Source organism: Roseivivax sediminis, from assembly GCF_900112685.1.
Classification (GTDB): Bacteria; Pseudomonadota; Alphaproteobacteria; order Rhodobacterales; family Rhodobacteraceae; genus Roseivivax; species Roseivivax sediminis.
Genome location: NZ_FOMS01000001.1, coordinates 494,331 through 509,337 on the forward strand (window position 1 = coordinate 494,331; position 15,007 = coordinate 509,337).

Sequence of the window (15,007 nt, forward strand, 5' to 3'; positions counted from 1 at the left end):
TCTTTTGGGGGCAGAGGCGGCGGCACGCCGCTCAGCGCGGATCGGGAAAGGCGAAGCGCGCCACCACGCGGCGCGCCCAGGGGCGCGACAGCGCGCTTTCGATCACGCCATGGCCTGAATAGGCGTGGAGGAACGCCGCCGGCCCCGTCGCGATGCCGAGATGCTTGGCGACCGATCCGTCGCGCATCCGGAAAAGCAGCACATCGCCCGCCTCGGGCGCCCCGCGCGGGCGCGGCGACAGGTGGCGCAGGGCGGCGGCCCAGAGCCGTTCCTCCCCGGCAGGTTCGGACCAGTCGCGGGTATAGGCCGGCGGGCGCTCGGGCTCGGGCCCCTGCACCTCGCGCCAGACGCCGCGCAGAAGGCCGAGGCAGTCGCATCCCGCGCCCTTCGCCGCCATCTGGTGGATATAGGGCGTGCCGATCCAGCCGCGCGCGGCGGCGACGATGTCGGCCCGCCCGCTCATCGCCGGCTCCCGCCGCCGAGCGCCTTGGCCTCGGTCGGATGCACGGTCAGCCAGTCCTCGCCGGGGATGTCCGGGAAGCCCTGGAAGTTCAGAAGGTTGTTGAATTTCAGACGGCAGGTCTCCATCCGCTTGTCACAGCCGGCCTGAACGCGCACGCGGTCGCCCGGCCGGATCTCCGCCCGGATCGGCTCCCACAGCTCGATCACGCGCGCGCTGCCGCGCGTCTCGTCGCGCTTGACCCAGCCGAAAAGGCCGGCGGCCGGCCCCTCCAGCACCTCGAACCGGCCGCGGCGGAACCAGTCGGGATCGAAGCCGCCGATGGCCCCGAGCGAAAAGCGGCGCCCGTCCTCGGCCGACGCCAAAGGGCCTTCCCAGAGATAGCCCGGCTGGGCGAAGTCGAAGCCGCAGGCGGCATCGCCCAGAACCGCGGTGCACGGCGCCTGGTAGACCCGCCCGATCGGGCGGTTGAGCTTCTCGGCCAGCCCGCGCAGCTCGGCGTGAAAGGCCCCTTCCTCGCGCCGGATCTCTCCGATGAAGCCGCGGAACAGGATCTTGCGCGCCGAGGTGTCGGCCCAGTTGACGAGCCAGGCGACCACCTCGGCGTCGTCGAAGCGGCCGGCCTCGATATCGGCCTCGGTGATCGCATCGGCCGACAGAGCGCCCAGCGCCTCGGTGTTGTCGACCGACAGGCCCGTGCCTTGCTGCAGCGCCAGCGCCGTGAGGCCGCTATCGGCGCGGAAGGTGCGGCCGGCGAAGGTCAGGTCGCGGTCGTGATCGGTGAAGCCGAAGCTCACGCCGTCGGTGCGGTTGACCTCCCACGCGCGGGCCACCGTGGTCAGCCCGGTTTCGAGGTGGTCGTGCAGCGCCGCCTCGCTCATGTCCGCACCTCGATCACCGGAACCGAGGGCGCCTCGCCGGCGCGGAAATTGGCCACCGAGGTTTCGATCCGGTCGGCGTCGAAGCGTACCGGCACGTCGAATTCGAAGCCCGCGGTGATCGCGGCACCGACGAACGGCGCGACCTCGAAGGTCACGAGGCCGGTCGCGGTATCGATCTCGAAATCCACCGCCTCGCGCTGCTCCACGCTCTGCACGCCCACCGTGACGGTGCCGGCGACCGGCTTCTCGATCGGCCTCCGGTAGGTCTGGTCGCCCGAGCGGTAGAGCTTGCAGAGCGGGAAGGAGACGGTCCGCCCGTCGCCGCGCGCGATCACCTGGTCACGGTAATCGGGCTCGCGCGAGGGCAGGCAGGACTTGTAGTCGGCCCAGTCCTTCCAGCGAAAGCCGTGCAGCTTGCCGCGCCGCGCCTCGAAGAAGGCCACCAGCGCCTCGATATCGTCGAGCGAGCGCAGGCCGACGCCGGCGTCGTAGCGCCGCCGCGAATGCGCCCAGGGCGTGTTGCGCTCCTCCGCGCCCGAGGCGAGCGTGACCACGTCGGTCTTGCGCTCCGGCCCGCCGACGGAGCCGAAGCTGAGGCGCGCGGGAAATCGGATCTCGTGAAAGGACATGGGGCCTCCGGTCTCAGCGGTTGCGTTGGCCGCGCGCGAGCATCCGGCCCATCTGCGCGGCGATCTGGGTCTGGCTGCGGCGGAAGCCCTCGACGTCCGGGGTGGTGATGTTCATCACCACGCTCACCGGCTGGTCGCCGCCGCCCTCGGCGCGCACGCCGAGCCGGCCGTCCGAACCGCGGGTCAGCGGCATGATCGCCTCCGGCCCCGCCTCCCCCATGAGCCCGGTGCCGCCGCGCATCGGAAAGGCCGTCGCCTGCGACACGATCCCGCCATTGGCGAACGGCGTCACGCGCCCCTGGGTGAAGGCGCCGCCCTTGGCGAAGGGGGCGAAGTCGCCGAAGATCGACCCGACGCCTTGCCTGATCATGCCGCCGAAATGGTCCGCGACCGGCTTTACCGCCGCGCGCCAGGAAGCGTCGATCATCGACTGCGCCACGGTGCGCAGCGCATCCGACAGCTTCATCCCGTCGAGCACAACGCCGTCGATGGCGCGCGACACGCCCCGGCTCATGGCGTTCTCGAAGCGCCGTGCGCCGGCGCTCGACTGCTCGAACGTGGCGCGGATGCGCTCCATCTCGCCGTGAAAGGCGCTGGCCATGGTGCCGGCGCCGGCCATCGAGGCCTCCAGCGCCTCGATCTCTTCGTCCAGTCCGTCGAAGTCGGTCATTCGGGATCCTCCGTCATGTCGGGAAAGGCGGCCATCAGCGCGTCGAGCCGGGAGCGGTCCATCGCCCGCGCACCGCCGCCCGCCCCCAGCATCACCCGCAGCTCCGCCGGGGTGAGCGCCCAGAACTCCTCGGGCCTGAGGCGCAGGCCGTGCAGGCCCGCGTGCAGAAGCTCGGCCCAGGCGACGCGCATCTCAGCCCTCGCCCGGCAGGGCGAAGGCGCGGGCCAGAAGCTCCGCCGCCGCGCGCGCCGCCGCCATCGGGCCGCCGGCGATATCGGCGGCCAGAAGCTCCTGCGCGCCCCCCGGCCAGCCGCCGCCGCGCAGGCCCGCGACGATCACCGCCAGCACGTCGCGCGAGGTGAAGCGCGCCGCCTCGAACCGCACGGCCAGCGCCACCAGACTGTCCTCGCCAAGCTCGGCCTCCAGTTCGGCAAGCGCCCCGAGGGTGAGGCGCATCACCCGCGTCTCGCCGTCGAGGACGATCTCGACCTCTCCGCGCCAGGGATTGACCATCAGCTTGCCGCCGCCACGAAGCTCAGCGCCCCCGCCGAGGCGAGCGAGACCTCGTAGGTCGCCTCCCCGTCGTGGTTGCCGGCGTATTCGATGGCGGTCACCTGGAACGCCCCCTCGACGGTGCCGAAATCGGGGATCACCACCTGGAAAGCCGGCGTCTCTCCGTCAAAGAAGATCTGCCGCGCGCGTTCGTCCGTCGCCTCGTCCTTGAAGATGCCCGAGCCCGAGATCGCGGCCGACCGCACCCCGGCGCCGCTGAGAAGCTCGCGCCAGCCTCCGGCACTGTCGAGCGTGGTGACATCCACCGTCTCGGCGTTGAAGCTCACGCGGGAGGCGCGCAGCCCCGCCATGGTCTGGAACTGGCCGTCACCGGTCAGGTCCACCTTGATCAGAAGATCCTTGCCGTTCTGGGCTGGCATATCGGTCACTCCGTTCGCTGGGTTGGGTCAGTCGGCTTCCACGCGGGCGCGGAAGGTCAGGTCGATGCGCCGCGTGCCGTCGCTTTCGCGGCGGGCGCGGGCCTTGAGAAAGCGCAAGGAGACAAGCCGCCCCCGCGCCATCGGCAGGCCCGCGCCGCACAGCGCGTCGCAGGCGGCGGCGGCGGCGTCCTTGGCCGCCTGAAAGCCGGCCGCTGCGGTGACGACCGACACGTTGAGATCATGCCAGGCGCCATGGCCCGTCCCGTCCGAGGCGTCGCGCACCCGTTCGGCGCCGAGCGTCATGTAAAGCGCGGGCAGCGTCCCCGAGGGCACGGCGTCGTAGACATGGCCCCCCGTGGCGGCGGCCACGGCCGCATCGGCGGTCAGCGCCTGGTAGATCGCGGCCTGAAGGGCCGGCGCGGTGGCATAGCTCATGCGGCGATCTCCTCTTCGGCAAAGCAGGTCAGGTAGCGGCCCGCCGGGTCGCGCTCGGCCACCGCCTCGATCACGAAGCGGCGGGTCTCGAAGACGAAGCGCTGGCCGGGAGCGGGGCGCGCGGGATCGCCCATCGGGGCGCCGCGCACGATGATCCTGTAGGAGGTGAGCGCCACCGGCCCGCCGGCGCTCCCGCCATCGCGGCCCGACCGCGCCTCCACCGCCCCCCAGAGCGTGCCGAGTGCCTGCCACGTCTCGGCGAAGCCGCCGGCCCCGTCGGGCAGCTTTTGCGGCGCCTCGAGCGTCAGCTCGCAGGTCAGTCGCGGCGCGCTCATGACGTGAACCCCACGCGCATCTGGCGATAGCGGGCAACGAGGGAGGTCACGCCGAACGGCATGCAGCCCTCGCCCAGCGCGGTCGCGTCGCGGTATTCGTAATAATGCGCCGCCAGCAGCATCACCGCCTGCACGAGGTCGGCGGGCAGGTCGTCGCAGGTCTCGCCGTAGCCGGCGGTAAAGCGAATCTCGGCGCTGCCGCCCTCGGGAATGCGGGGCAAAAGGCGCTGCTGGTAGCGCAGGCGCGGCGCGTGCATGTCGGCCGTCGTCCGGAACCGGAAGATGTCCGGATACTCGGCGGTGCCGGTCCGGTCGGTGATCGTCACCTGGCTCAGATGTGCGATCGGCGCGATAGGCAAGGGCTGCGCCTCGGGATCGTCCCAGCGCTCCAGCGTCAGGACAAAGTCTCGTTGCAGCAGCGCCTTGCCGGTGCGCGCCTCGATCGCCGCCATCGCCGCCCGCAGGAAAGACGTCAGCACGGGGTCCTGCACGGTGCTCGCCGCAAAGCCGGAGCCGAGCCGCAGATGGTGCTTCAGCGCATCGACTGGCAGCGCCGCGTCCGGCACGGATGTTTCTTTGGTCAGGATCATGGTCGTGTCTCTCCGCTCACCGGGACAGGCCGCCGCGCGTGTCGTGCAGCCGGGCCGGGGCGGCTGGCCGCCCCGCCAATTCGGGCCATGGGGCCACGGCGCGGGGCGGCGAACCGCCCCGCGCGGCGCCTTACGAGCTCGCGCAGCGCAGCAGCTTGATCGCCGCGAAGTCCGACACGTCGCCGCCCACGCGCTTGGCGGCGTAGAACAGAACGTGCGGCTTGGCGCTGAACGGATCGCGCAGAACCCGCAGATCCGGGCGCTCGGCAATCGTGTAGCCCTGGCCGAAGTCGCCGAAGGCGATCGGGAAGGCGCCTGCGCCCACATCCGGCATGTCCTCGGAGATCAGCACCGGGTACCCCAGAAGCCGCGCCGGCTCCGCCGCGGCGAACCCGTCGGCCCACAGATGCCGGCCGTCGACGTCCTTGAGCTTGCGCAGTGCGCCCGCGGTCTTGGAGTTGCACACGAACGTGGCGTTCGCCCGGTAGGGTGCCGGCAGCGCGTAGACCAGTTCGATCAGGCCGTCGCCGGTGCCCAGATCCGCGGTCGACCCGCTCTCCACGTAGCCGAGCGATTCCCACGCCCAGCTGTCGTTGGCGACCGCGGGGTGGTCGAGAAAGCCGCGCGGCTTGTCGGCGCCGTCGCCGCTGACGAACGCGGCCGCCTCGGCGCGCGCGAACTTGTCGGCGATACGCCCCGCCAGCCACGCCTCGATGTCGAAGGCGCTGTCGTCGAGCAGACGCTGCGAGGCCTTCGGCATCGCGTTGAGCTCGTAGAGCGGGATCGAGATGCGCTCGATCGTCGGCGTGCCGCTTTCGGCGGTCGGATCGGTCTCGTTCGCCCAGCCGGCGCCGGCGTCGTTGCGGTCGATCAGCACGTCGAAGGACGTCGCCTCCACGTTCACCACGTTGGCCACCGCGCGGATCGACGCGGTCGAGGCGAGCGTGGAGCGGATCATCTCCGAGGTCGCCGGATCGACGAGGTAGCCGCCGTCCGAGTTGATCGCGGTGGAGAGCGCCTTGCCCTCCAGCTCGACGCCGCGCAGGGCGTCGTCGTCGCCGGTGCGCAGGTAGGCGTTGAACGCCTTCTGGTGCGGCGCTTCGGTCTCGGCCGAGGACGCCAGGGCGGGGCGGCGGGCCGCCGCCACGGATTTACGATCAAGCATGGTCACTCGCTCTTCCTGTGCTTCGAGTTTCGCGTAGAGGTCGGCCCGCATGGCCTTGACGTCCTGGACGAGGCCCGCGATCGCGGTCCCCACCCGGAGGGCCGGAGACACGTCTTCCCCGGTCCGAGAACGGGTCTCGGTTTCACTCATTGGTCTCTTGGTCCTTCGGTCTGGTCGGGGCCGCGTCAGCCGCCCGTCAGGTCAAGGCGCGCGGCCTCCAGCGCCTGCGCCATCTCGCGCAGGGCGCCCGCCTCGGGGCTTTCCTCGCCCTTGGCCTGCACCCGCGCACTGGAGAGCATCGGGAACGTCACCAGCGACACCTCCCACAGCTCCAGTTCGGTCAAGAGCCGCCGGCCCTTGTCGGTCTTGGTGGACTTCAGCGTCCGGTAGCCGATCGACAGCCCGTCGATGGCCCCCGCCGCGATCAGCGCCGCCGCCTCGCGGCCCTTCTCGATGCAGTCGAGGATGCGGCCCTTCACGTAGAGCCCCCGGCTGTCCTCGCGCACCTCGTCCCAGACGCCGATGGGCTGCGACGGATCGTGCTGCCACAGCATCTTGACCGCGCGCCCCTCGCCCGAAAGCCGCTTCAGCGACGCGGCATAGGCGCCCTTGGCGACCACGTCGTTGCCCTGGTCGCAGGCCCCGAAATAGGAGGCATAGCCCTCGATCCGGGCGCCCTCGGCGACGGTCAGGTCCGCCTCGAAGCTGCAGAACTTGGTTTCCAGTTGCATCATCTGCCCCTTTTCCCGCCTCACGGCGCCACGCTGAGTATGGATTGGAAGGCCTGCGCCAGGATCACCGCGCAGACGCCGTAGACCGCCAGCCAGAGCCGGCGCTCGAGCCGCTCCATCAGCGCCTCGATCCGGTCGAGCCGGTCGGAGATGTTGCCGAACTGCAGGTCCGACAGCCGCTCGTGCGCCTCCAGCCTAAGCCCCGGCGCGCAGGCGAAGGGCTCATAGTCGCCGCGCGGCTCAGCCATCGTCCGCGTCCGCATCGGTTGCGCCTCCTTCGCCGGTTTCGGGCGCCGGCAGCGGCGGCAGGCCGAGAAGCGCGCGCTTCTCCGCGTCGGTCAGAAAGCTCGCCCCGGCGACGCGCGCCCATTGCGCGTCGCGCTCGGCCGACAGCGCCGGCACCTGGTCGAGGTCGGGCTTGAGCTCCAGCACCTCGCCGGTGAACTGCGACAGCCAGTGGCCAAGGCAGGCCGCCACGCGCGTCGCCAGCGGCAGCACCGTCAAACGATAGAACGCGCGGTGCGCCTCCTGATAATTGGCGTAGGTCGCCTCCCCGGGGATGCCCAGCAGCATCGGCGGCACGCCGAAGGCCACCGCGATCTCGCGCGCTGCCGCCTCCTTGGTCTTCTGGAACTCCATGTCCGCGGGCGAGAAGCCCATCGGCTTCCAGTCGAGCCCGCCTTCCAGCAGCATCGGCCGGCCGGCATTGCGCGCGCCCTGGTGGTACGCCTCCATCTCGTGCACCAGCCGCTGGTACTGGTCTGGCGAAAGGCCGCCTGCCCCGTCCGCGCCGGTATAGACGATCGCGCCCGAGGGCCGCGCCGCATTGTCGAGAAGCCCCTTGGACCAGCGCGAGGCCGAATTGTGCACGTCCATCGCCGCGGCGGCGGGCTGCATCGGCGACAGGCCGTAATGGTCGTCCTGCGGGTGAAAGCTGCGCACGTGGCAGATCGCCGGCACCTCGGTCACGTCGAAGCGCGCCTTGCGCCCGCCGACGCTGTATTCGTAGGCCACCGGCCAGCCGTCCGCCCCCGGCACCAGACGCATCCGGTCCGAGCGCAGCACGTGCAACTCGAAAGGGGCGCCCGCCTCGCCCGCGACCGCCTCCACATAGGCGTCGCCCGACAGCAGGAGCTGACCGAAGAGGGCCTCCAGCAGCTCCGCCTTGCCCTGGCCGGGGTTCGGCCGCGCCAGCAGCGACAGGACGGGGTGCGCCTCGAAGCGCTGCTCGGCGTCCTGCAGGACCAGCGGCAGCGCCGCGGCGGCCTCGGCGATGAGCTTGACCGCGCGAAACCCGACCGGATTGCCCGCGAACCCCGTGCGGGTCAGCGACACCGTGTCCCGCGGGCTCCAGGCGACGCGCCCGGCGGTGGCGTAGGCGACGACGGGACCGGTCGCGCTCGCCTTCGCCTCGGGGGCCTCGCCCGCGTTCCGGTGGAAGAGCTGAAAGACCATGCGCACCGTTCCCTTTGTTCGTCCTGGCGTGGTCCGGGGGCTGGGCGCCTGCCCGCTCCCGGATCGAAAACCAATCTATGACCGGCCCTTTAAGATGCGGATGTCACAGCGTACGCAGCGCCGGGCGCGAGCGCGGCGCGCGCAACACCAGATCGGTCAGCGCCCAGACCAGCGCGTCCACCCGGTCCGGCGACCCCGCGCCCTCGTAGCCCTGCGCCGTCATCCGGCACATCTGCTCTTCCAGCAGTTCGAACCCCGGCGCATGCGCCACCCGCCCCTGTTCGTAGAGCGCCGCCACCGGCTCGGCCCGCGCCGCCTTGCCGCGACTGGCATGGACCTTGGTCAGCGGCACGTGCGGATCGAGAGAGCGGATCACCGCCTCCACCATGTCGCCGCCCTGGTTGACCTCGGCCACCAGCCGGTCGCCCTGCCAGCGCGCCATCGCATCGAGAGCGGCCTGCGCCCAGCCGGACGGCCCCAGCCCCTGAACGCTGGCATCCTCCAGCACCACGGCGCGCAGATCGTCCGGCCCCTGCCCGCCCTGCCGCAGCCCGGCGACGACGATGCCGCAGGTATCGGCCTTCGCGCCCGAAGAGGCCGGCGGATCGACCGCCACGACGATGCGGCCGCAGACCGGCACGTCCTGCCCCCGCGCCCCGTCGAGCAGATCCTCGGTCCAGAGCGCCCCCTCCACGTCGTCGAACAGAACGCCGTCGAGTTCCTGCCGCCCCAGCCGCGTGCCGGCATAGCGCGCGCGCACCTCCTGAAGGAAACTCTCGGCAAGGTTGGCGCGGTTGGCCTCGGTCGGCGCATGGGTGCTGACCGTGGAAGGCGCCTCCAGCAGGCGCTTGAGCACCGCGACGTTGCGCGGCGTCGTGGTCACGCAGACCTGCGGGCGTTCCCCCAGCCGCAGCGCGAATTGCAGCATGTCCCAGGTGTCCTGGCCCTTCCTCCACTTGGCCAGCTCGTCCACCCAGGCGCCGTCGAATTGCGGCCCGCGCAGCCCCTCGGGCTCGTGCGCCGAGAACGCCATCGCCTCTGCCCCGTTCGGCCAGACCAGGCACTTGCGCGAGGCTTTCCATTCGGGCCGCCGGTCGGGCGGCGAGCAGGCCATGATCCCGCTGTCGCCGAAGATCATCACCTCGCGCACCTGGTCCTGCGTCTCGCCCACCAGCGCCAGCCGCCGGCACCGACCGTGATCGAGGGGTTTGGACCCCTCGACCACGCTGCGCACCCATTCGGCGCCGGCGCGGGTCTTGCCCGCGCCGCGCCCGCCCAGGATCACCCAGGCGCGCCAGTCGCCCTCGGGCGGCAACTGGTGCGGCATCGCCCAGACCTCGAAGAGATAGGGCAGCGCCAGTTCCGCGCCCTGCCCGAGCCCCGCCAGCCAGCGCTCAAGACTTGCAGCATCGCTTGAGGCGATGGAGCCGGCAGCGAATTTCGTTTCGGGCAGCTTCGAGGTCGACGGCGTATGCATGGGCGATCCCTGCCTGTTGCTTGCGGACGGTGTTGATCTCGGTCTCGGTCTCGCGCGCGGCCTTGAGCCAGTAGCGCACGTCCGACAGAAGCTTTCCGGCCTCCGTCCGCTAACCCAGTTCCCCAGCTTCCGCCCGGGCGCGCAGATCGTGAAGTTCGGTCTGGATCGAGCGCAGCGTTTCCGCGATGGCGTCACGATCCCTTTCGAGATCGGACAACCGATCTTCCAACGTTATCAAAGCCATGAACCCACCTTTCCTGAACCGCGCCGGTTAAGGCCCCGCCGCGGCACATGACCGGGTACGGGGCAGCGCGAAACGGAAAGCTAGCGGAGGGAGCGTAATGCCGCCTTGCCCTGCGGCACCGGTCCGTAATCATTCATTCAGAATACGCCATAGGCGGCCTTACGGCGCCCGGGATCCGGCTCAGAGCGGCCAGATCAGCGGGATCAGCAGCGCCGACAGGATGCCGACGCTCAGGTTCAGCGGGATCCCCACCTTCATGAAGTCGACGAAACGATAGCCCCCAGGCCCGTAGACCAGCGTATTGGTCTGATACCCGATGGGCGTGGCGAAGCTGCACGAGGCCGCCACCATCACGGCGACGACGAGGCCCCGTGGATCGACGCCCAGCGCCTCGCCCAAAGAGATCGCGATCGGCGTGACAACCACCGCGACCGCGTTGTTGCTGACCATCTCGGTCAGCACGCTCGTCATCAGGAACACCGCCCAGATGATGAACACGCCGCGCAATTCTCCCAGATATGGCACCAGCGCCTGCGCGATCAGCTCCACCGCGCCGGTACTCTCCAGCGCCGCGCCGATGGCGAGCATGGAGAAGATCAGTGCCAGCAGGCGACCCTCGACGAAGGAAAACGCCTCGTCGGCGTCGATACAGCGGGTCAGCAGCACCACCGCCACGGCGATCACCGCAAGCGCCAGGATCGGCGCCATGCCCAGCGCCGACAGCACCACGATCCCCGCCAGAGCGCCCAGCGCGATCGGCGCGTGGCCGCGCCGGAAGGCGCGCGCCGTCGGATGCGTGACATCGACCAGCGCCATCTCCTCGGCGAGGCGGGAGATATCCGCCGGCGACCCCTCCAGCAGCAGCGTGTCGCCCACGCGCACCACGAGATCGTCGAGTTGTCGGCCGATATTCTGGTTCCTCCGGTGCACCGCCAGCGGATAGACCCCGTAGCGGCGCCGCAGCCTGAGCGCCCCCAGGCTGCGCCCGACCATCTTGCACCCCGGTGTGATCAGGACCTCCACCGTGGTGGTCTCCACCGAGGACACCTGGTCGACGCGCTTCAGCGACTTGTTGCGCTGCAGGCTCAGAAGCTCGGTCATCTGCGTGCGCAGCACCACGCGGTCCCCGACCTGCAACTGGACCCCTTCGAGGTCGCGGCGCAGCGACACGTCGCCCCGGACCACGTCGATCAGACGCACGCCTTCACGCTTGAAAAGCTGCACGCCCAGCACGTCGCGGCCGATCAGGTTGCTGTCCGGGGGGATCACCGCCTCGGTGAAGAACTTCATCCGGCTGCGGTCCGACAGCATCCCCGCCATGCTTTCGCGCTCGGGCAGCAGGAACGGGCTGACGAAACGCAGGTAAAGAACGCCCCAGACCACCAGGACCAGCGCCAGCGGCGTGACCTCGAAAATCGTGAAAGGCTCCAGCCCTCGCGTGCGCGCCACACCGTCTACGAGCAGGTTGGTGGAGGTGCCGATCAGCGTCGTGGTCCCGCCAAGGATCGCCACGTAGCTCAGCGGGATCAGAAGCTTGGAGGGCGACAGCCCCAGCGTCTTCGACAATTGCACGAAGATCGGCAGCATCACCACGACCACCGGCGTGTTGTTCATGAAGGCGGAGGCTATGACGACCAGCGCCAACAGTCCCACGAGCGCGAGCCGCGGCCGCTTCTCCGCGCCGGACTGCGCCACCGACGTGACCGCCTCCAGCGATCCGGTGCGCACCAGCGCGCCCATGACCAGGAACATCGCCGCAATGGTCCAGGGCGCGGGATTGGCCAGCACGTCGAGCCCCGCCTCATAGGGCAGAACACCGGTCGCCAGCAGGGTCGCGACGCCGCCGAGCGCAACGACCTCGGTCGGATAGATCTCGCTGACGAAAAAGCCGAACATGACGACGATCACGGCGATCGCAATCAGGGCATCGGTATTCTGCCCGAGGCTCATCAAGTCCATTTTGCCCGCAATCCTGCCGCCTGCGGCCCGTTGAAAGGCCACTGGTCATATTGTCGAAGCCGAACGGGTGGCACAAGCGGGCCGTTGCCGCCCCGTGGCCTCCGGGTCACGGTGTCGCGGGCTGAAGCCGTCCGCCGTCGCGGATCATGTGCACGGCGCTGGCGCGGCCGGTGCGGTCGTCCGTCTCCACCAAGACGCCCGACAGGGTCGCCGGCCCTCCGGCCGGCTGGAACCGGCCCTTGGGCATTCCGGTGATGAACCGGCGCAGCGGCTCCGCCTTCTCCATCCCGATCACTGAATCGTAGTCGCCGCACATGCCCGCATCGGTCAGGTACGCCGTCCCGCCCGGCAGGATCTGCGCATCGGCGGTGGGCACATGGGTATGCGTGCCGACCACGAGGCTCGCCTTGCCGTCACACACGTGGCCCATCGCCATCTTCTCGGAGGTCGCCGCACAATGCAAAACAACAACGATGGCCTGCGCCTGCCCGCCCAGCGGATGCGCCTTCAGCGCCGTCTCCATCGCAGAGAACGGATCGTCGAACGGCCGCTTCATGAACACCTGGCCGAGCACCTGCACCACCAGCACCTTGCGTCCGCGCCCGTCGGTGAACAGCCGATGGCCACGCCCCGGTGCCCCCTTGGCGTAGTTCAGCGGCCGAACGATGCGGCTTTCGCCCTCGATGTATTGCAGCATGTCCTTCTGATCGAAGGCATGATCGCCCAGAGTGACGCAATCGGCGCCCGCCTCGAACAGGAGCTTGGCATGATCGCCGGTGAGCCCGGCGCCGTTCGAGGCGTTCTCGCCGTTGATGATGCAGAAATCGACGCGCCAGGCCTCGCGGAGGGCCTTCAGCCGCTCCGCCACGGCCTCGCGGCCGGCCCGGCCCATCACGTCGCCCAGAAACAGAATTCGCATGGCCCCGCCCCTTAGTCGCGCCGACGCCAAAAGCAAAGCGCAAACCGGCGCAGTACCGCGATGACGGTACCTTCGGCCGCCCGTGACGCGTCCCTGTCCCCTGAAAGCCGTTTTCGCCGCGAACGCCCACGGACGCGCCCGAATGACGCTCGTTCAGGGCCGATCGCCCCCCTTGCCAAGCGGCCGGATCGGGGGGACAAGAAGGGCCATGGCGAAGAACTCCGACAACCCGGCCGATCCGTTCAAGAAGGCGCTCGCCGAGGCCACCAAGGTCATGGCGCACGATTCCGAACTCACGGTCAGCTACACCGTCGACCCATCGGGCGTCTCCGGCGACGCGATGCGCCTGCCGCAGATCTCGCGCCGCATGGGCGTGGACGAGGTACTGCTGGCGCGCGGCACCGCCGACGCGCTGGCCCTGCACCGCCGCTACCACGACGCCGGCACGCATGCGCGCTACGCCCCGCAGGGCGACATGGCGCGCGAGATCTACGAGGCGATGGAGGTCGCGCGGTGCGAGGCGATGGGCGCGCGCGACATGCCCGGCACCGCCGGCAACATCGACGCCAAGATCGGCCACGAGGCCGCGCGCAAGGGCTACGCCGAGGTCACGGACGCCTCCGACGTGCCGCTCTCGGCCGCGGCGGGCTATTACGTGCGCCACCTCGCCACCGGGCGCGACCTGCCGGAGGGCGCGCGCAACGTCATGGAGCTCTGGCGCGGGCACCTCGATTCGCAGGCCGGCGGAGCCCTCGGCGATATCGACGCGGCGCTCGCCGACCAGACGGAATTCGCGCGGCTGGCCCGGCGCGTGATCACCGATCTCGGCTACGGCGACCAGATCGGCGACGATCCCGACGAGTTCGACGACGACGCGCAGGACGACGCCGAAGAGGGCGCCGAGGACGAGCAGGACACCGATTCGACCGGCGACGACGAGTCGGGCGAGGACGATCCCGACGCCTCCCCCGAACAGAGCCAGGACCAGACCGACGAGGCCCAGCAGGCCCAGGTCTCGGCCGACGAGATGGCCGACCAGGAGATGGGCGAGGAGACCGAGCTGCCCGAGGGTGATGCGCCGATGGAGCCGCCGCCGGCCCCCGCGCCCTCCGAGGCCGATCCCAACTACACCGTCTACAACTCCACCTTCGACGAGGAGATCCGCGCGGAGGACCTCGCCGACCCGGTGGAGCTCGAACGTCTGCGCGCCTATCTCGACCAGCAGCTCGATCCGCTCAAGGGCGCGGTGTCGCGGCTGGCCAACAAGCTGCAGCGGCGCCTTCAGGCGCAGCAGAACCGGTCGTGGGAGTTCGACCGCGAAGAGGGCATCCTCGACGCCGGCCGGCTGGCACGCGTGGTCGCCAACCCGACGACGCCGCTGTCCTTCAAGGTCGAGAAGGACATGGAGTTCCGAGACACCGTCGTGACGCTCCTGCTCGACAATTCGGGGTCGATGCGCGGCCGGCCGATCTCGATCGCGGCGATCTGCGCGGACGTGCTGGCGCGCACGCTGGAGCGCTGCTCGGTCAAGGTGGAGATCCTGGGCTTCACCACCCGCGCCTGGAAGGGCGGTCTCGCCCGCGAGGCCTGGCTCAATGCCGGGCGCGAACAACAGCCGGGCCGACTCAACGATCTGCGCCACATCATCTACAAGGGCGCCGACGCGCCCTGGCGGCGCACGCGCGAGAATCTCGGCCTGATGATGAAAGAGGGCCTGCTGAAGGAAAACATCGACGGCGAGGCGCTGGAATGGGCGCACCGGCGGCTTCAGGGCCGGCCCGAGGCGCGCAAGATCCTCATGGTGATCTCGGACGGCGCACCGGTGGACGATTCCACCCTGTCGGTGAACCCGGCGAACTTCCTCGAGAAGCACCTGCGCGACGTCATCGCCATGGTCGAGCGCAAGAAGGCCGTGGAACTTCTGGCCATCGGCATCGGCCACGACGTGACGCGCTATTACGACCGCGCGGTGACGATCACCGACGTCGAACAGCTCGCCGGGGCGATGACCGAACAGCTGGCCTCGCTCTTCGATAGCGATCCCCGGGCGCGGGCGCGCGTCATGGGGATCCGGCGCGCCTCTTGAGCGCGGTTTCGGATCGGCCTGCGGCCGATCCGACCCGCC

Annotated in this window: 19 protein-coding genes; 1 reads left to right on the forward strand and 18 read right to left on the reverse strand. The window is 70.2% G+C overall.

Translation table 11 applies throughout. The features are described 5' to 3' along the window. Positions 1-31 precede the first annotated feature (31 nt). The 18 genes from F3H57_RS02465 to F3H57_RS02550 form a co-directional block, all read right to left on the reverse strand. Complete coding sequence (locus tag F3H57_RS02465) at positions 32-463, reverse strand: NlpC/P60 family protein (protein ID WP_149754272.1); 432 nt, start codon at positions 461-463, stop codon at positions 32-34. After that, positions 460-1,341: a DUF2163 domain-containing protein gene (locus F3H57_RS02470; RefSeq protein ID WP_149754273.1), complete on the reverse strand. Its 882-nt coding sequence runs from the start codon at positions 1,339-1,341 to the stop codon at positions 460-462. Before F3H57_RS02470 ends, F3H57_RS02465 begins: the two co-directional genes overlap by 4 nt. Then, positions 1,338-1,970, reverse strand: a complete 633-nt coding sequence (locus F3H57_RS02475) for a DUF2460 domain-containing protein (RefSeq protein ID WP_149754274.1) — start codon at positions 1,968-1,970, stop codon at positions 1,338-1,340. The genes F3H57_RS02470 and F3H57_RS02475 overlap by 4 nt, the downstream gene beginning before the upstream one ends. 13 nt (positions 1,971-1,983) lie before the next feature. After that, positions 1,984-2,640, reverse strand: a complete 657-nt coding sequence (locus F3H57_RS02480) for a phage tail tape measure protein (protein ID WP_149754275.1) — start codon at positions 2,638-2,640, stop codon at positions 1,984-1,986. Beyond that, a complete protein-coding gene (locus F3H57_RS02485) occupies positions 2,637-2,831 on the reverse strand; it encodes a rcc01693 family protein (protein ID WP_149754276.1) in 195 nt (64 codons plus the stop codon). The genes F3H57_RS02480 and F3H57_RS02485 overlap by 4 nt, the downstream gene beginning before the upstream one ends. Position 2,832: 1 nt before the next feature. Next, a complete protein-coding gene (locus tag F3H57_RS02490) occupies positions 2,833-3,153 on the reverse strand; it encodes a gene transfer agent family protein (protein WP_149754277.1) in 321 nt (106 codons plus the stop codon). After that, positions 3,153-3,572 carry a phage major tail protein, TP901-1 family gene (locus F3H57_RS02495; protein ID WP_149754278.1) on the reverse strand — a complete coding sequence of 140 codons (420 nt, stop codon included), beginning with the start codon at positions 3,570-3,572 and terminating at the stop codon, positions 3,153-3,155. The genes F3H57_RS02490 and F3H57_RS02495 overlap by 1 nt, the downstream gene beginning before the upstream one ends. Before the next feature lie 27 nt (positions 3,573-3,599). Then, the gene (locus tag F3H57_RS02500; RefSeq protein ID WP_149754279.1) at positions 3,600-4,007 is read right to left on the reverse strand and encodes a DUF3168 domain-containing protein; all 408 of its coding nucleotides are present in this window, start codon (positions 4,005-4,007) and stop codon (positions 3,600-3,602) included. Continuing rightward, positions 4,004-4,342, reverse strand: coding sequence for a head-tail adaptor protein (locus F3H57_RS02505; protein ID WP_149754280.1), 339 nt, complete (start codon positions 4,340-4,342; stop codon positions 4,004-4,006). The genes F3H57_RS02500 and F3H57_RS02505 overlap by 4 nt, the downstream gene beginning before the upstream one ends. Beyond that, complete coding sequence (locus tag F3H57_RS02510) at positions 4,339-4,932, reverse strand: head-tail connector protein (RefSeq protein ID WP_149754281.1); 594 nt, start codon at positions 4,930-4,932, stop codon at positions 4,339-4,341. Before F3H57_RS02510 ends, F3H57_RS02505 begins: the two co-directional genes overlap by 4 nt. A 130-nt stretch (positions 4,933-5,062) precedes the next feature. After that, entirely contained in the window at positions 5,063-6,247 is a 1,185-nt protein-coding gene (locus F3H57_RS02515; protein ID WP_149754282.1) for a phage major capsid protein, read from the reverse strand. Between the two features lie 35 nt (positions 6,248-6,282). Then, the gene (locus F3H57_RS02520) at positions 6,283-6,828 is read right to left on the reverse strand and encodes an HK97 family phage prohead protease (protein ID WP_149754421.1); all 546 of its coding nucleotides are present in this window, start codon (positions 6,826-6,828) and stop codon (positions 6,283-6,285) included. A gap of 20 nt (positions 6,829-6,848) precedes the next feature. Further along, positions 6,849-7,076: a GTA head formation protein, RCAP_rcc01685 family gene (locus F3H57_RS02525; protein ID WP_149754422.1), complete on the reverse strand. Its 228-nt coding sequence runs from the start codon at positions 7,074-7,076 to the stop codon at positions 6,849-6,851. Beyond that, positions 7,069-8,283, reverse strand: a complete 1,215-nt coding sequence (locus F3H57_RS02530) for a phage portal protein (protein WP_149754283.1) — start codon at positions 8,281-8,283, stop codon at positions 7,069-7,071. Before F3H57_RS02530 ends, F3H57_RS02525 begins: the two co-directional genes overlap by 8 nt. 103 nt (positions 8,284-8,386) lie before the next feature. Further along, positions 8,387-9,760, reverse strand: a complete 1,374-nt coding sequence (locus F3H57_RS02535; protein WP_149754284.1) for a DNA-packaging protein — start codon at positions 9,758-9,760, stop codon at positions 8,387-8,389. A gap of 109 nt (positions 9,761-9,869) precedes the next feature. Beyond that, entirely contained in the window at positions 9,870-10,004 is a 135-nt protein-coding gene (locus F3H57_RS22735; RefSeq protein WP_262504483.1) for a hypothetical protein, read from the reverse strand. 180 nt (positions 10,005-10,184) lie between these two features. After that, positions 10,185-11,954: an SLC13 family permease gene (locus tag F3H57_RS02545; RefSeq protein ID WP_394349813.1), complete on the reverse strand. Its 1,770-nt coding sequence runs from the start codon at positions 11,952-11,954 to the stop codon at positions 10,185-10,187. A gap of 115 nt (positions 11,955-12,069) precedes the next feature. Continuing rightward, the gene (locus F3H57_RS02550; protein WP_149754286.1) at positions 12,070-12,882 is read right to left on the reverse strand and encodes a TIGR00282 family metallophosphoesterase; all 813 of its coding nucleotides are present in this window, start codon (positions 12,880-12,882) and stop codon (positions 12,070-12,072) included. A 208-nt stretch (positions 12,883-13,090) separates the two neighbouring features. On the opposite strand from F3H57_RS02550, the gene cobT reads away from it, so the two are divergent. Further along, on the forward strand, positions 13,091-14,968 hold the full coding sequence (gene cobT, locus F3H57_RS02555; RefSeq protein WP_149754287.1) for a cobaltochelatase subunit CobT: 1,878 nt from the start codon (positions 13,091-13,093) through the stop codon (positions 14,966-14,968). Positions 14,969-15,007 lie beyond the last annotated feature (39 nt).

Excerpts from the sequence above, each read along its gene's own strand:
- F3H57_RS22735 (WP_262504483.1), bottom strand. The coding sequence starts at position 10,004 with ATGGCTTTGATAACGTTGGAAGATCGGTTGTCCGATCTCGAAAGGGAT.
- F3H57_RS02510 (WP_149754281.1), bottom strand. The coding sequence starts at position 4,932 with ATGATCCTGACCAAAGAAACATCCGTGCCGGACGCGGCGCTGCCAGTC.
- F3H57_RS02520 (WP_149754421.1), bottom strand. The coding sequence starts at position 6,828 with ATGCAACTGGAAACCAAGTTCTGCAGCTTCGAGGCGGACCTGACCGTC.
- F3H57_RS02490 (WP_149754277.1), bottom strand. The coding sequence starts at position 3,153 with ATGGTCAATCCCTGGCGCGGAGAGGTCGAGATCGTCCTCGACGGCGAG.
- F3H57_RS02470 (WP_149754273.1), bottom strand. The coding sequence starts at position 1,341 with ATGAGCGAGGCGGCGCTGCACGACCACCTCGAAACCGGGCTGACCACG.
- F3H57_RS02505 (WP_149754280.1), bottom strand. The coding sequence starts at position 4,342 with ATGAGCGCGCCGCGACTGACCTGCGAGCTGACGCTCGAGGCGCCGCAA.
- F3H57_RS02545 (WP_394349813.1), bottom strand. The coding sequence starts at position 11,954 with ATGAGCCTCGGGCAGAATACCGATGCCCTGATTGCGATCGCCGTGATC.
- F3H57_RS02535 (WP_149754284.1), bottom strand. The coding sequence starts at position 9,760 with ATGCATACGCCGTCGACCTCGAAGCTGCCCGAAACGAAATTCGCTGCC.
- cobT (WP_149754287.1), top strand. The coding sequence starts at position 13,091 with ATGGCGAAGAACTCCGACAACCCGGCCGATCCGTTCAAGAAGGCGCTC.
- F3H57_RS02495 (WP_149754278.1), bottom strand. The coding sequence starts at position 3,572 with ATGCCAGCCCAGAACGGCAAGGATCTTCTGATCAAGGTGGACCTGACC.
- F3H57_RS02500 (WP_149754279.1), bottom strand. The coding sequence starts at position 4,007 with ATGAGCTATGCCACCGCGCCGGCCCTTCAGGCCGCGATCTACCAGGCG.
- F3H57_RS02480 (WP_149754275.1), bottom strand. The coding sequence starts at position 2,640 with ATGACCGACTTCGACGGACTGGACGAAGAGATCGAGGCGCTGGAGGCC.
- F3H57_RS02465 (WP_149754272.1), bottom strand. The coding sequence starts at position 463 with ATGAGCGGGCGGGCCGACATCGTCGCCGCCGCGCGCGGCTGGATCGGC.
- F3H57_RS02550 (WP_149754286.1), bottom strand. The coding sequence starts at position 12,882 with ATGCGAATTCTGTTTCTGGGCGACGTGATGGGCCGGGCCGGCCGCGAG.
- F3H57_RS02475 (WP_149754274.1), bottom strand. The coding sequence starts at position 1,970 with ATGTCCTTTCACGAGATCCGATTTCCCGCGCGCCTCAGCTTCGGCTCC.
- F3H57_RS02525 (WP_149754422.1), bottom strand. The coding sequence starts at position 7,076 with ATGGCTGAGCCGCGCGGCGACTATGAGCCCTTCGCCTGCGCGCCGGGG.
- F3H57_RS02515 (WP_149754282.1), bottom strand. The coding sequence starts at position 6,247 with ATGAGTGAAACCGAGACCCGTTCTCGGACCGGGGAAGACGTGTCTCCG.
- F3H57_RS02485 (WP_149754276.1), bottom strand. The coding sequence starts at position 2,831 with ATGCGCGTCGCCTGGGCCGAGCTTCTGCACGCGGGCCTGCACGGCCTG.
- F3H57_RS02530 (WP_149754283.1), bottom strand. The coding sequence starts at position 8,283 with ATGGTCTTTCAGCTCTTCCACCGGAACGCGGGCGAGGCCCCCGAGGCG.